Source organism: Segatella baroniae B14 (assembly GCF_022024235.1).
GTDB classification, from domain to species: Bacteria; Bacteroidota; Bacteroidia; order Bacteroidales; family Bacteroidaceae; genus Prevotella; species Prevotella bryantii.
Genome location: NZ_CP091799.1, coordinates 884,613 through 902,094, shown reverse-complemented (window position 1 = coordinate 902,094; position 17,482 = coordinate 884,613). Strand labels below are relative to the sequence as shown.

5 protein-coding genes are annotated in these 17,482 nt (G+C 39.0%); all 5 read left to right on the top strand.

From position 1 onward, the window contains the following. Nucleotides 1-133: 133 nt before the first annotated feature. Nucleotides 134-361, top strand: coding sequence for a helix-turn-helix transcriptional regulator (locus L6469_RS03745; RefSeq protein ID WP_006281986.1), 228 nt, complete (start codon nucleotides 134-136; stop codon nucleotides 359-361). A 109-nt stretch (nucleotides 362-470) separates the two neighbouring features. After that, nucleotides 471-3,269, top strand: a complete 2,799-nt coding sequence (locus tag L6469_RS03740) for a helicase-related protein (RefSeq protein ID WP_039870109.1) — start codon at nucleotides 471-473, stop codon at nucleotides 3,267-3,269. A gap of 5 nt (nucleotides 3,270-3,274) precedes the next feature. After that, nucleotides 3,275-8,227: an Eco57I restriction-modification methylase domain-containing protein gene (locus L6469_RS03735; protein ID WP_006281983.1), complete on the top strand. Its 4,953-nt coding sequence runs from the start codon at nucleotides 3,275-3,277 to the stop codon at nucleotides 8,225-8,227. A gap of 11 nt (nucleotides 8,228-8,238) precedes the next feature. Beyond that, the gene (locus L6469_RS03730) at nucleotides 8,239-15,411 is read left to right on the top strand and encodes a sacsin N-terminal ATP-binding-like domain-containing protein (RefSeq protein ID WP_074803307.1); all 7,173 of its coding nucleotides are present in this window, start codon (nucleotides 8,239-8,241) and stop codon (nucleotides 15,409-15,411) included. Next, the gene (locus L6469_RS03725; protein ID WP_223918765.1) at nucleotides 15,365-17,479 is read left to right on the top strand and encodes an AAA domain-containing protein; all 2,115 of its coding nucleotides are present in this window, start codon (nucleotides 15,365-15,367) and stop codon (nucleotides 17,477-17,479) included. The genes L6469_RS03730 and L6469_RS03725 overlap by 47 nt, the downstream gene beginning before the upstream one ends. Nucleotides 17,480-17,482 lie beyond the last annotated feature (3 nt).

Genomic DNA, 17,482 nt, shown 5'->3' with positions numbered 1-17,482 from the left:
AAAATATGAGAAATCACGAATAATTGCAAAAAACGCAATAAAAACGATAACTTTTGATAGTTTTTTATGTATTTTGACATGGAATTCGGACAATTTTATTATTTTTGCGTGTTGAATAACTAAATATGTGAATATGGAACGCAAGATTAATCGCATCAAAGTGATGCTTGCAGAAAAGGGGAAAACCAATAAGTGGTTATCCGAACAAGTAGGCAAAGATCCTGCGACAGTCAGTAAGTGGTGTACAAATGTGGCACAACCTACATTAGAGACAATGATGCAGATTGCAAAGGTACTTGAAGTGGACTTGAATGACCTTGTTCGCTTTGAAGCTTTGCCAGAAATAGACAAAAAGGAGTAAGATAATACAGAACCATGGATTTATTCTGATGAATATGTGTTCTTCTCCCTTGTTACATTTCATAAATGTCGTATTCAAGCAATCTTGGATATGAATTAAATATTGGTATATGGCAGTAAACTATTCTCCTGGTCAACGTATAACCGTTCGTGGTGAAGATTTCTTGATAACACGAGTCGAGCGTAATCATAATGGCGCTCACTTGCTTTATGCAAAGGGTATAAGTGAATTGGTACGAAATCATAGTTTTATCTTCGATACTGATTTGGATGATAATATAGAGATTGTCTGTCCTTCCAATGCTACATTGGTGAGCGACAATGACCCTCGCTGGCGTAAAACACGTCTTTTGATTGAAACTGCTCTTCGTAGCAATGCCTATTTCTCGAATAAGATTACCATCGCACAAAATGGTGCCTTTGATGTGGCAGAGTATCAGATGACTCCTACATTGAAAGCGTTTGAGTTGCCACGTCCTCGTTTGCTTATCGCAGATGGTGTTGGTCTTGGAAAGACAATAGAAGTCGGTATCTTCCTGTCTGAGATGATACGTCGTGGTCGTGGCAAACGAATTTTGGTATGCGCTCTTAAGAGTATTCTCGCTCAGTTCCAAGAGGAAATATGGAACCGCTTTGCTATTCCACTCGTACGACTTGATAGTGTAGGTGTCGCTAAGATTCAAAACGAAATACCTCTCAACAAGAATCCATTCGACTATTACGATAAGACCATCATCTCCATCGATACGTTAAAGAACAATGGTCGTTTCCGTGCCTGGTTGGAGAAAACTCATTGGGACATCATAGTCATTGATGAGTGTCACAAGGTTGCCAATGAAGACAGCCTTCGTGGAGATCTTGCCCAGTTCCTCGCCCAGAAGTGTGATTCTATGATTCTTACTTCTGCTACTCCACATAATGGTTCTGCAGAATCGTTTGCCAATCTCATGCGAATGTTGGAACCTATTTCTATTCCTCGCAATGGAGAATATACTAAGGAAGACGTGATGCCATATTATGTCCGACGTTTTAAGAATGACATCTCAGATGCTCGCATCCGTAGTCAATTCCAAGAACGTAAGGTTATACCTATCGACGTAAACCTGACACCACAGGAAGAAGAAATCCTTAGTATGCAGCATGCAAAGTTTATCAATCTGAGCAACAGCAGTACTAACGATCCACTCTTTGCTCTTACCGTCTTTAAGAGTTTCCTTTCATCACCAAAGGCTGCACTTCTTACTTTGGAAGAACGTCAGAAAAAGGATGATAGCAGCGATTTGGAGAGCCTCATTACAGATGTTCGCACACTTGTTGACTTCAGTCAGGACTCACGTTATGATGCTCTCAAACTGAAATTACAAGAGATTTGGAAACAAAACAAACAGGAGCGTATCGTCATCTTCACCGAGCGTATTGCTACAATGAAATACCTCGAAGAGCGCATAACTAAAGAGTTTAATCTCAATAGTGACCAAGTGAAGCGTTTCGATGGTTCGCTTTCCGATACTGAGCAGGAAGATATGGTGAACGATTTTGCCAAAGAAGATAGCAAAATTCGTGTGTTTATATCAAGTGATTCAGGTTCACAGGGCGTAAACCTTCACTACTTCTGTCACATCATGTTCAACTATGACATACCTTGGAGTCTCATCACTCTTGAACAGCGTAATGGACGTATTGATCGTTATGGACAGAAGCAGACACCTGTTATCTATTATCTTGTGGCCAAAAGTAATCGCCAGGATCTGAAAACGGACTTCCGTATCATTGATAAACTGCGTGATAAAGAGCAGGAAGTCCACGATACTCTTGGCGATGCCATGAGTGTTATGGAATTGTACAATGTGCAAAAAGAGGAAAAGGCTATCGGTGATATGCTTCAAGGCAAGACTGACACAGACGTGCTCGAACCAGAGCCCCAACGTCGTCGCCGTCCAATGGGATTTAAGAAAGATGTTGCCAAGACTCCTGCAACGGAACGTCTGTCTGATAAGATTTTCGAGCAACGCTTCTCACTATATGAAGATGACCTCAGTTTCTATAAGGATCTTTTCGATGAGCTGGAGGCAATCGGTAGTGTCAATCATGGTGACATCGTAATGCATAGGAACGATGCGACTGTTCCTTTTGTTGAAGTAAAGTGCAACGAAGAACTTCGTGAGGTACTTTATGACATTCCACGTGAGGCGTTCCCTAAGGATAATATCTTCCGTATGGCTACCGATAAGGCTTGGCTTAACAAATCTATTGCCGATTCACGCAAGAGTATTGATAGTGAATGGAGCAAATTCCTTCCACTTTATGATTTGCATCCAATCGTGCAGTATCTACTGACCAAGTTCACAGCCTCACTACCAAAGACCCAAGCTATGGCTGTCCGTTACAACGAACTGCCACAGGGCATGAGCTATTATCTTTTCTATGGCAGTCATGGTAATGGATTGGGGCAGAACCTTGTGAGTAAGTTCTTCGTAGTGCCACTCAATGCGGATGGTCAACTCAAGGAGATGCCAATGTCTTTCCATGATTTTACTACGAAATACAGCATAAGTTCTAAATTTATGTCTGGCGCATCTGCTGATGATATAGCCATCTTACAACAGAACCTCCAACAAGCAATTGAAATGGGACTGGTTAATTACATGTACGATGCCCAGAACAAGGTTAGCGATGCAATGGAGAAACAACTGAAAGAGTATAAGCAGAAGTTAGCTGTTTGGGCTGATACTGCCAATTCTCTCTTCCCTGATGAAGATATTGCCATTACTCGTACCAATCAGTATAAAAAAGAGAAAGAAGAGATTCAGAAGATTACTGACCAGTCAAGTCAGTTCTATCAGGACCTCTTCTCGCTCGATAATGCAGACCCATACATGCGACTTCTCGCAGTATTCCATAATCTTTGATTCCTATGGCAGACAATATAACATATCGTTTTATACAGAATGTCGGAGACTATTTCCCCTCAGGTTACTTCTCTGACGATTTCATCAATAAGGTACAGAACTGTGCAGGACGCAGTTCTGACGAAATGAAGGAATTGTGTACTCCTTATGTTCAGATACGCGGTGAGTATGAGGAGTTCAAGAACTTCATCATCAACAGTCATGCCCGTAAGGAAGATGAAATAAAGCATACACACGACTGGCACACCACATTACTTCGTAAGCTTGGCTACAATACTGATCATGCTTACGAGGAGCCTTATGTAGTTAAGGAGGGTACTAACGATTCTCCTTCTGAGATTATCCCAGTCCGCCATATCATTCGTAGTGGCAATCAGGTCTCTATGCTTATCATGGAGATGCAGAACCTAATCACCATCAATGATGTGGAGCCAGATGGACTTTTTAAGCAGCAGTATGAGGGTGATACAACTTCTAATCACCAGCGTTACAATGCGGGGCAGTGGCGTCAGGTCATTCCTGCAAAGTACCTTGACCGTGAGCGTTATCACTTCTCTCCGGCTGTTATAAACAAGGCCATCACTCAGATATTCCTTATGCCTGAGGAACGTCGTCCACACTATATCTTGATGCTTGCAGGTAACGTAGTCTTCTTGTTTGATCATGACAAGTGGGCTCGTGGCTCATACCTGCAGTTCTCACTCGACGACCTTTATTTCCAGGCACAGATTAAGGCTTATCGTTTACATTATGCTCTTTTCCACCTTCTATGCTGTAAAGAGACTCTTGCTGCAGATGGGCAGACTGTTCTCATGGACAGTCTCATCGAAGAAAGTTACAAGAATGCCTACGAGGTGACGAAAGACCTGAAGGAAGGTGTAATCTTTGCTGTAGAGACATTGGCCAATGAGGCTTTGTATTATTGGAAACAGAATAACAACATACCTGTCAGCGACTATACGGATGATACTTTCGAGGCAGAGGTGAAGGACGACTGTCTTACCATCATTTATCGTCTGCTTTTCCTCTTCTATGCTGAGAGTCGTGAAGAATTGGAAATACTTCCCGTTGGTGACGAGGTGTATAAGTTAGGTTATTCTCTGGAGTCGCTTCGTGACCTGGAGATGATGCGTCTGAACTCGCAGGCAAGTCGTGAAGGCTATTTCTTCGACGATAGCATACACCATTTGTTCTCGCTTCTTTCCAATGGACATCATGCTACCGATACCACTAACAATAAGAGTTTCCGAGTTCGTCCTATCGACTCACCGCTTTTCAACGATAAAAACCTTCATCATCTTGCCAATGTCAGAATTCGTAATATCAAGTGGCAGGAGATTATCAAGGCTCTTTCGCTCTCAAAGAAGAAAAACTATTGTGGCCGTATCAGCTATGCTAATCTGGGAGTGAACCAATTGGGTAGTGTTTATGAGAGCCTGCTTGCATTCCGTGGCTTCTATGCCGAGGAAGACTATATCGAGGTTCATAAGGCAAATGATCCTTCTGATGGCACTTTCCTCGTACCTTATAGCCGTATGAGTGACTTTGATATCAGTGAGGTATTGACCGACAACGAAACTGGAGCCCCAATCATTCTGCCCCAAGGAACCTTCGTCTATCGCTTGAATGGTCGTGACCGCCAGAAGTCTGCCAGTTACTACACGCCTGAAGTCTTGACACGCAGTACGGTAAAGTACACATTAAAATCTATCATTGATGATGTTGCTGCTAATAAGCGTAAGGCAACAGAGTTACTTGATTTGAAGATATTGGAGCCTGCAATGGGTGCTGCTGCATTCCAGAATGAGGTCATAAACCAACTGGCAGAGGCATATTTATTCCATCAGCAGCGCCAACAGCGTGAGAATGGCCTTAATAATTGGCGCATACAGCCAGACCACTATCGCGACGAGCTTCAAAAGGTGAAGGCTTACATCGCTACACATAATGTGTATGGTGTGGACTTGAATCCAACTGCTATCGAGTTGGGCAAATTGTCGCTTTGGCTGAATGTTATCCATAAGGATATGGAAACACCATTCTTTGCCAACCGTATCTGTGTGGGTAATGCTGTTATTGGCGCATGGCTGAAGGTGTATAGCAAGAACGAGTTCTATGGCATTTCTGAGCGTTACGGTGCGAAACTGAAGCCTAACAAGTGGTGGGAGAAGGCTCCACATAAGGTAAAGTTCTTCTCAAATCGTGTGAACCGTTCCATTAATGATGTCTATCACTTCCTGCTGCCCGATGCCAATATGCTTGGTGTACGCAGTATTAAGGAGCAGAAGCAGGCAAACACTGTTGCTGAGAAGCGTATGGCTGCCATACTCAAAAACTGGATAGAACCTATCGGTGCGTATGAGTTCCAAACACTTCAACGTCTGTCAGCTAAGATAGATATTCTCTTGAAGGATTATTACACCGATCAGATTTCTATCGAGAAATATACAAATAACCGCCGTGAAATATGGGATGGAATTGATCATTCTGGCTCAGATTCGCTCTTCAAAGAAGAGGAACAGGCAGAGAGCTATGCTCGTAAGCAGCAGCTTTTCGATACACGTTATGGACATAACAATGCTTATCGCAAGTTAAAACTGGCGATGGATTACTGGTGCTCTTTGTGGTTCTGGGAGTACAAGGATGCTGATAGTCTTCCTACCCGTGAGGAATATTGGGCAGATATAGAGGCACTGCTTGATGTAGATAACGACAAACTTGATAATCGTACCCGTCAAGCCTTGGAGCGTGCAGATAAGGTATGTGAAGAAGAACCTGAGTTCAGTCGCATTTCTGAGGATGAAGCTCAGATTGTTGCCAAAACACAGGAAGAGATGCTCACCGAAGCTCAGGGCAAAACTTCATTGTTCTCCGATGAGGATCCTCTGCGCCTAAAGATAGTCTGTCGATTGTCAGAGCGTTACCGTTTCTTCCACCCGATGCTGGAGTTCATCGAAGTGTTCTGGCTTCGTGATGGATTTGATATTATCTGCGGTAATCCCCCTTGGCTAAAAATGGAGGTTGATATTCAAGGTATAATGTCCGAGAAATATCCTGAGGTTGCTATTCGTAATATTAAAGCTGCTGATATTAAGCTTAAATATAAAGATAAGTTCTTCGAGGAATGTCCGGCTTTGGCTGATTTATACAATACAGAAGAGACAAGCACAACATGTACGATTGAATTCATGAATGCATATTGCTCTTATCCTATTCTGGTGAATCAGAAGAACAATTTATACAAATGTGTATTGGCAAATGGATTCGCCTTATTGAACGAGGGCGGTTTCATGGGGATGTTGCATCCCGATGGTATCTATGATGATCCAAATGCACAGACACTCCGTGAAGAGGTTTATCGTCGTTTGAAGTTTCATTTCCAATATCAAAATGAATTGACACTATTTGCCGAAGTTGATCATCATACTAAATATGGTTGTCATATTTATAGTGGTTCAAATACATCGGTGTCGTTTGATTCTATTCACAATTTATTCCACCCGAATACAATTGACGGATGCTACGCTCATGACGGACATGGCTTGTGTGGAGGAATAAAAGATGCTAATGGTAACTGGAGTACAGAGTCTCACAAGAGTCGAATTGTTCATTTCACGGAGAAGGAACTGCGTGTCCTTGCTGCGACATTTGAAGGGAATGAGGATCTTTGGCCAACTACAAAACTAGTCAGTGTTCATTCTTCCGAAATCATCAATGTACTCAGCAAGTTTACAACAGTAAGTACAAAAGCTGGAGATTTCGAGTATCTTATTGGAGATGGCCTTCGTGAGAATACAGCAGTTGAGAAGGGTGTTATGGAAAGAAATACCAGATACCCCAATATGGAGAACTATGAAATGATATATAGTGGACCTCATTTCTTTGTAAGTAATCCATATTATAAAAATCCAAGGGCTGTATGTAAGCTGAATTCTGATTATGACCCCATATCATTGTCTGACTTGGATGCAGACTATACTCCTCGCTCCAATTACAAGCCTCTTTTACCAACCAAAGTGTATGTTTCAATGGTAAACGGCTTTCAAATAGGACAGGATTCCGAGGGCAAACCACTTTATGATAATTGGATTGATTATTACAAATTGGTGTTTAGTGCTATGGTAGGGCCTTCATCAGAGAGGACACTTGCGGGGTCTATTATTCCTCCCAAGACATCTCATGTACATGCTGTCATTTCAATTGCATTTAAAGACAAGGAGCATTTGACGGAATTAACGGGAATGTGTGCTTCCTTACCTTATGACTTTTATATGAAAGCCATTGGATCAAGCAGTATTATCCCTTCGCGACTTGCCTCCTTCCCCCTCGGCATCTCCGACAAGTTCAAGCCGGCGCTCTTCTCTCGAACTCTTCTCCTCAACTGTCTTACCAAGCATTATGCAGACCTTTGGGAAGAGATGTGGAAAAAAGAGTATAAGCAAGAATCTTGGAGCATTGAGGATAACCGTCTCAAATCATTTGCTTTATTGACAGAGCAGTGGCAATGGGGCACACCATTGCGTAATTACTTTGAGCGTCGCCAAGCATTGGTAGAGATAGATGTGATAGCAGCAATGGCTCTTGGATTAAGCCTACAGGACTTGGAGATGATTTATACCATCCAGTTCCCCGTGCTCCAGCAGAACGAGAACGACACCTGGTATGATGCTGAAGGTAAGATTGTCTTCACTTGTTCAAAGGGTCTAACTGGAGTAGGTCTCGACCGCAAACGCAATGCTAAGACCAGTATGCTCGGCTGGGAAGATATTCGTGGTGAACAGATAGACGAAAATACCTATGCAGGTACATCGCCTACTCATACCCACACCATTGACCCTGCCAAGAGCGAACTCTACGGAGGTCAGCAACAAACCTTCGTAGCACCATACACCCGCTGCGACCGCATAGCCGACTACCGCACCGCCTGGGCACATTTCGAAAAGATATTTAACGAATAACAGAAGCAACTATGGCAAAATATAATAGTAAACATGACCTGTTAAAGGCAACTGATGAAGACGTCAAGAAGTTTTTCTACGATGCCAAGTTCATGGGTATATTTGATTATTATATCCCGAATGAGCTGAAAGACAAGTTTTGTGGCAAAATTACAAACATAACAATTGATGGCGAAAACAACGGTCTCTGTCCTCAGTCATTATATGTTCCACAAAAGTATAATGATTATGTCAAAGAAGGACATTGCGCATTTACATGTTTTGTCATGTTGCCTTTATTAAGGAGTGACAAACACGCGTATAAACTTCAAATTGTTCGCATAAAGAATGTTGTTGTGAAAGAAGTTAAATCCTTTGATAAAACAGAGGAGTCTTTTTTCAAACGCAATCTCCGTTTGCGCAACAATCAGTTTATAGGTCTGTTTACAGAGAATAAAGATGGAAGTTTCACCATTCGAGATATTAGACGCTCAGATTTTTCAAAATTGATACTTCAAAATGGAAAAGACCAACAGCCTATAGTATATCATCCCAAGACAAAGAAACCTGAAGACGGGAAATACTATGAGTTTTCGTGGGTTCTTAATGGAGCTAATAAGGAAGAATACATTTATTACTTCAAAGTAGATGAGTCCAAGCCAATTAAGGAAATCTCAGCATTTGAGCTCATTAAACGTCTCAAAGATGATATTATGGGATACCCGGCTGGTGCTGGCCAAAAGATAGTCAAGATGCTCGATACTCTTAAAAATCAGTTGACTGCAAGCGGAAAGGAAATCTTCATTTATGAGTTACTACAGAATGCTAATGACTATCCATATAAAGCAAATAATACTATTGAAAAAGTAAATGTGGAGTTTCATATCACCCGCGATTCTCTTGTATTTATGCATTCCGGAGCTGTCTTTAATGAGCGTAACATTGCAGCTATTTGTAGTATAAACGACAAGGAAAAAACTGATAATAAAGAAACTATTGGATATAAAGGAATTGGGTTTAAAACCGTTTTCCTTGACAATAATTACGTATATTTGCAAACAGGTGATTTCTCCTTCCGCTTTGACAGGGAGGAATCAAGGGATATTGTGGATACCCCATGGCAGATCCTGCCAATCTGGACTAACTATAATGAGCTGACTCCATCTGAAAAATATGTCTTTACAAACGCGGATAAGCAATTCCGAGTTAAGTTTTCGCTGCGTCCGACAAATATAGAGACGCTTCGTGGTTCTGGACAAAATTATGTACAAATGTTCAAAGATGTGTTTAAGAATGAGAGAGTGATTCTCTTTATTCCTAATCTTTCATCTGTTAAAGTATTTTTTAACGAGTCCGATGAACCTTTAGTTTGCAATTGCGATAATGAACATTGGCAGGTAAATCATTTTAGTGATGATGTATCACCCGAGATAACAAAATCGATCAACTTAGACATTGATAAACAAGAAGATGTTGGTGCACTAAAGATTCCGACCAAATATTATGACTTCACAAAGACGAAAGTGTCTTTTGCTTGCGAAATAGATGGCGTACAATTGAAAGAGGTCGAAGATACTCTTGTATATTGTTACCTACCTACCAAGGCAAAATGGGGCTTTAAGTTTTTGATGAATACAGATATGATACCTACAGGGCCTCGAGATGATGTGGTTATTGATTTTGAAGATCAAATCAATATAAATGCTGAAATCTCGGAAATCGCAGGAAAGAAGTTCTTTGATTGGATTAAATGCTTGTGTGACATGAAAAAATACAAGCTTAATTCAATCTTTAACCTAATACCTGTATTTGACACTTGTATAAAAGAACACGGGAAATATAAGGGACTTATAGAGAGGTTCAAGATTGGCTTTGATTCCAAAATAAAAGATGAAACTCTTATTCCTATTGCTACAGATGAATACGCCAAGGTTTGTGATACAATCTTAGATGAAACTAGTCTGATGTCAGCAGGGATTATGTCTGATGCTGATTTTATTAAGTTTACCGGTTTTACTTCCTCCTTACCAATGATGATACTCAGAAGTGACAGGGAATTCAAATCGTTTTTGCGGAGGTATTTAAAACAATTAGAGTGTGAAAAGAATATTTGGGATTTTGATGATTTGAAAGAGATTTGTTCAAATCAACATTTTCAAGAATGGATCGCTAATCAAGATAATAACAATAAATTCCTTGCGTTTCTTCTTAAGAAAGATAAACTTAAAGACTTTCTTGATGAAAAAATTTTTATCGCGGAAGGGAGTGGAAAGTTACATGCTGCCAATGAACTTTTTTACAATATCGATTTATATCTTCATGATATACAACCTTTTGCTGATAAATTCAACTATTTATCTTTGGCAACCAGAACATTCTTTAAGGATAATGCATCATGGGATGAAGCAATAAAAGGCGCATTTGCTGAATTCAACTGTTCTAGTTTTGTCAACGAAGTCCTCCTTTCTAAGGATAACATAGAAGCAACAAAGAACAAACTGAAAATTAAGTCCACATCTGTTCATTTCTACAATTTTATGGCTACATATGTGGGATTTAGTACAAGTTATCTCAACTTGCCATTTATTGACGAAAATGACACAGTAATTGATAACTTTAAGGACAAGTTTGTGTTCCTACCTGCGCCTAATGGACATGAAGTGTGTTCATCTCAATGGCTTAATTCAATTAGTATATCATTCTTATCAGATAAGTATTCTGAGACGACAAGAAAGTATTTTAGCAGTCATTTTGGTGTTAAAACATTTTCTGATTCAGTGATAATTAATGAAATCGTTTTGTCAGATGACTATATTGATGTACTTGTAAGCGCAATTAACAATGAAATTACCGTCAATATGAATTTTATTGAGTATTTATTTACTCATAAAGATGATATTCAAGGAATAGAAATTGGTACTGGTGAAGAAAAGACAATTAACTACAAACGCTTCACAGATTATGGCTTATTCTTTATAAATGGAAACAAAGAACAGAAGTATCTTAAATCTTCTGATGAGAGTGCTTTTGTAGCTATTAAGAAGGAGTATTTAGATTATGGATGGTTTGATAAGAGCTGGGCTTACTCGATATCAAATCAATATAGTTCTCAGAAGAATCAAATAGAATTGAAGGAGTTCGATGCTTTCCTTAAGAAATTTTTTGGTCTTTCCGACATGAATGATGTTAGATTTAAAAATTTAGCAAAGAACCATGTTGAAGAAATAAGCAAGACAATAGGAGCAGACGATAAGTTAAACTTGTCATTTTGGACTTTTCTATCTAAATTCCAATGGACAGATAACAGCAAAGACATCGAGGTTTTCAAATCCCTTCCAGTAATGGATATTGATGGTAATTTTATAACTGGTATTACTAATTATACAAATCTGTATTATTATGAAAATGAATTATCTGAAATATGCAATAGTAATTGGATGACCAGTGGCCTTATTACGATTTTATCACCACAATATGATTCAATTAGCAATGTATCAGCTCTGTTTAATCTATTTGGTTTCAAAATATATGAGCCACAAAAATTTGCAGCCTTTTTTGAGGATGTAATTGTGAATCAAGACATTCCGGAATCAATTCCGTTGAAAGTATCTTCTACAAGTTATAATGTAACCTTAGACACGGAAGAGAAATGTATGAACTTCCATTTGTTTATGTCTAAAAAATATACTTTATTGAATGACATAGACAAAGCATTGCTGAAGGGGACTCCCGTTTATGTATATGGCAGACAGAAGAAACGTAGGTTGGAAATTGGACGCGGTTTGTATATTCTTTCAGATGATAAGTTCGGTGTTTTGGAACAATGTTCTGCCTGTCTATTGCCAGAGATAGATGCATTAGATTCTTCATACGTCAATGAAGATAGTCTTCCATACTGGAAAGATGTTATGGGATGCGTGACAATAGATGACGAGATTCTATGTCAGTGGATAGAACAAAACTCAGAAGTTATCAGTCAAACACTTCAACTTACCAATCAAAATATTTCCTTCTGGACCTGGTTGTTTGATTCAGGAATTAGTTCACAATCCAAAATCGGAAGATTAAAAAGCCTCCCGATAATAATATTTACAGCAAGAGATGCTAACAATAAGGAAGAGAATCTGAGTTTTGCTTCTTTGAGCAAAGCGGAGGTATATATGTCCAATTCCTTCATGGGGCAAGCTCAAATAGAAGATTTTGCAAGGAAACATGGAAAGACGAACTTTGTCAGTTCATTATATATTAGAAAAACGGACAGTATTGAAAATTGGAGGCGTTTCTTCAAAAACCTTGGTGTGAAGGATGATGTTAAAGATGTCATCTATAGTATTATAATGAATGACCTGCCAACTTTACAAGACAGAAGATTCCCATGGGTTTTGGTTGATCAATATAGTAAGGAGCTGGCAGAAGAAGAGAAATTTAAAGAGATGGCACCAAAGTTGATACAACTTCAGGTTGAAACAACAACTGCCGGGGTCTTTGTACCAATAGAGAAAGCCCTTAGAATAACAGTAGATAACTATTCTACAAAGGAGCCATTCAAAATGGTCAAATTGGATGGAGAAATTTCTCGAGACTATTATGAAGACGAAAACGTAAAGAATCTCATAAACAAGATTGCAGAAGAAGCAAAAACAAAGAAGATTGCAGAACTACAACAATGGCTGGATGCAAAGGTTGATAAATACCTTCTTCTTCAAGACTCTGTTTCAACAGATGATTTCAAAGAGATACATTTTGCATTCATTAAAGAACTATTAAACCATACAGATTATGGAATCTCAAAAATACGCAATATCAAGCTATTTGACAGAAATAACAAATTATATGGTTCTGAAGATCTCTATTTAGGTTCAAAATATGAGTGTAAATGTGACTTCGAGAGATTTGGTATTGTGAAAAATTATGTAAGCGATGAGTATTTAAAATACGGTAAAGCCAAAGACTGTACATATCTTTTACGTACTTTAATTGGATGTCAAGATAGGTTTAAGGAGGTTGATATTAACTCTCTAACATCTAGAGAGTTCTCAATATACTTCTGGTGCAAATACGTTGGTTCAAAAGACATAACAATTATTTCCGCCATAAATGCGTTGATTAAGGAAGGGAAGTTTAATAATATTGCTTGTATTCCGTCTGAAAGTGAAAAAATGAAGAAAGCTTGTGAATTATATTCTTCAAGCTTGGCTGATTACATGAAGTACATCCCCAATTATCAAGAAAAGATAATAGACAAAAAGATGCAGTTTACAGAGCCTTTAATTGAGCTATGTAAACAGTGCTTGGAATCTCTAACCATCAGTGATATTATCGCATTCCTTATAAACTCTAAACCCAAAAACAGAAATCGCACAAATGTGTTGCAGTGGCTGATAGATGATAAATCAGAAGACAAAAACACATGGTTGACAACTTATATAACTCATGAAAAGGCTTTATGGCTTAATGGCCAAGGAGGACCTACTCATGTAGCACAGCTTTTGGCTATTGACCCAGGCAATTGTAGTCAGGCTTACATATTTAGGTCATCACCAAGAGTTATTGATTTGTCATACTTCCCCCAAGGACATGAGATTGAAGTATGCAATTTGTTGAGCATACCTATTTTCTCGGATGAAGATTTAGTTCCCAAACCCGTAACGACTCCCGATAGCAGCCAAACTTTAAAGGTGTCAAAAGAGATTATTAGACGTTTACTCTTGGTTATAGCATATCGTTATGGTTATGAATGGAATGACGTATTTAGCAAAATGAAACAAAAGGTGCTGGATGCGAAATACATGCTGTGTGAATCTATTAGTTATGGCTATGAGGATTTGTCAATCGATAATGAGGATTTCTATTTTGACAGTAACAATAAAGTATTCTATTATGTAGATAGTTGGCAGGACAAGAAGGTTTATGAGTCTTTTGTTAGCAAATTATGTCTGTATTTGGACATGGATCTTGATTATCGCGAATGTAAAGGAAAACTGGATGAGAACTTTAAAGACAAAAAGGTTGCCAACTATCTTAATCAAAACTGCAAATACCTTTATCAAGACGAGGAGTTTGTTTCTGTAATTAAGCAATATTGGAATGATATTGTTCCTTTCCTTGACATTAAGGTAGTGGAAGAGCCAGAAATTGATGACGATGAAGTTGTTGAAGAGATTAAGCAAGAGAAGTATTACGACGAAGAATTGAAAGTAGAGCAGCAGGAAGAACAACAAGAGGTCTCTGAACAACAAGAAGAGCAAAGTTCAGAAGATTCTCAAACAGATTCAACTCAAAAAAATAGTCAATCGGCAGATTCTTCAAAGACAACATCTTCTAATAATGCAAACAGTACCTCACATTCTGAACAGCCAACTGAATCAACTTCAGAAAACGATGAGTCACAAAAGACAGCTGAAGAACAGAAAACCGCCACAGACAGTAAAGCTACAGAGAGAAAAGAATCAACTGAAAATAAACAATCAGAGAGCAAGAAAAGTGAGAGCAAGGATTCAGGTTCAAATTCTTCTCGTCAGAGCAGTTCTTCTTCGCAACGGCAGAGGACATCAAATTATGAGCCGAAAACACCTACAGAAGAAGAGATTAGAAGGTTTAAAAATCAGTCATCGACTAAGACCTTCCCTACTGAAGACATGCAGGATAATGAATATGAAGCTCTGAATAAGATCTTGGGAGAAGGTCTATCTCCAGAAGATATTGTAACGGAGAACTATCTTGCGCAATTAAGATTCTGGAATAGTCTCAAGGAAAACGACATGGCTCCTGCTGATATTACATTGGAGGACTTTGTGCGTGACAATAAGGACGGCGACTATGAATTAACAAATGGCAAATACGTTCATAGATGCAGTGCTAGAGGTGGCATATTACACATATCACCTTCCATTTGGAACATGGTTACTGACGACAGATGCATCATTTGTGTATTTGTTGGTGCTAAGGTCAATGAGTTTTTCTATATTCACAACAAGAAAGAACTTCTTGATTGGATAGCTGAAGATGCTATTGTGATAAAACTTACGGGTTCAGAAAAGGTGGAAGCAGTAAACAGACTGTATTCTGAAATATTAATGGATAAAGGAACTGCTTATACTTTGATTCGTGTAGCGTACAATGAATCGTATAATTCTTTATTCTCGGATATTGAGAGTAATGATTTTAACCAAAAAGACATTAATGACGACGATTATGGAGACTAAAAAGATACAAAACTATCAGTATTTCTTTGGTGACCAAGTAAGAGAAATAGAACTGGAGCAAAGGACTTTGGTTAAGTCGCCAATAAATCAGCTCGTTAAAAAAGAAGAGTTGACTTTTGGTTATGTTGACCATGTAGATGTAGCAAGAGGACATGTGGTGTTCAAGTTCCCTAAAAACAGGGCTCCACGTCTAAAGATGCTGCGCTCTCTGACTATCATTTCTAAAAATGCTTGGGCTGAACTTGGACGATCAACTTCTTCATGGCAAATTCCTTTTCTTGATTTCATGAAGAACACCCAATATCATTCTCCAAATTCGGATGTGTTACCCTTATATTACACCAAAAGAGGAAATTCGGATTATGACTATGTTGGATGTTCGTCTATCAGTCTCTCGTTGTTTGACCTGTTTAAAAGGAAATGTGATGAGGGGAAGTCGCTGACGGTGCTATTCTTCATGCCATTCCCTCCTGTAAATTACCTTAATAACCTAAGTAACTATATGGAGATGTTTCCTTCTCCAGAGTTGCTTATTGAACCCAGAATAGAATACAAAGACTGGCATCCAGAGGAGCTATCATTCGATGAAAACCATCCGAACGCTATTGCTGAAACTATTGCTGAGACATTGCATAACGAGCATTGTTGTGTTGTACAAGGCCCTCCAGGAGTAGGAAAAAGCTATACTATTGCCACCATAATAACAAAATATTTGGATGCTGGAAAAACGGTTTGCGCTACGACGATGGCAAACAAAGGCCTTATAGAACTGGTTAAACAAGAACCACTGGAAGCGTACGTTAAGCAGAATCGTGTGTCAAAAACAAACTTGTCTGCTGATGAGAGAAGTGCAGTACCAGGGCTTAAGCCAGCTACAAGTACGTTAGCAGTACCTGCTGGTGAACTACTTTGTTCAACCAATTATGTTTTATCTTATGCATTCGACAAGAAACGAATTGCAGAAAATGGAACGCCAACATATGATCTTGTTGTCATAGAAGAAGCATCACAGGCATTTCTTACTGCAATAATAGCATTTAAGTCTTTGGCTAAAGACTGTCTGATTGTTGGTGATCCCATGCAGCTACCTCCTATTATTGCAAGTCCACAAAAGAACATCTATAAAACTTGGAATGCTAATACTCAAGTGGAAGGGTTACAGACATTCGCCCTTGGAACGGATGTAAAAGCATATAGAATAGTAACTACCTTCCGTCTGCCAGATGCCACTGCAAACCTTACCGCATTTTTCTATGGGAATCGGTTCTGGTCTGTACAAAAGGATAAAGTTGATTTCAGTGAATGTTCAAGCACCTATTTCCCTAAAGATGGTGGCATTCTTTATTACTACACGAAGGATTATACTAATGGAGTCGTTTCCAATACATGCATTGATGTTATTAGCAATATTATTGGCCAAATAGAGCGTTATTATCCAGAACGCTCTTTGGCGATAATATCTCCTTTTAAGGAATCTGTTCGCCAATTACAAAAGAGATTTTTGACTGATACGGCAATTGAAGACTTAACAGTTGAAACAATTGACAGAATTCAAGGTATGACGGTAGATTATGCCATTCTGTATCTTCCTGGGCGACACATCGGTTTTGCATTGGAAGAACGAAGATTTAACGTGGCCACAAGTCGTTCGAGAAGTACTACGCTCATCATCACTGACGTTCCATTAACGAGCCTACCTGTCTTGTCACCACATGTATTGGCATTTCTTAATAATAGTTATCATATAGGAGAGAGTTCTTCAGGAATGTCACAGTCGGATATGTCATTTATGGAAGAAATCTTAAGTAAAAATGATATAAAAGCCCTTTATCCAGGCATGGAGTCAATAGTTGAGCAGTTATTAGACAATAATATTCCATTCAACCATGAAGGAGATGTAGATCTCATGGACAAGGATGGTGTTGTGATTGCCACTGCAGGAATGTTGCTAAAAGAATACAATGTCGCTATAGATCCTGTTGACGAGGACTCAAAGAATATCTTCGAACGAGCAGGATATAAAGTGATTTCTTCAAATGAATTTAGTATTGAACTTCTAAAAAGATAAAAT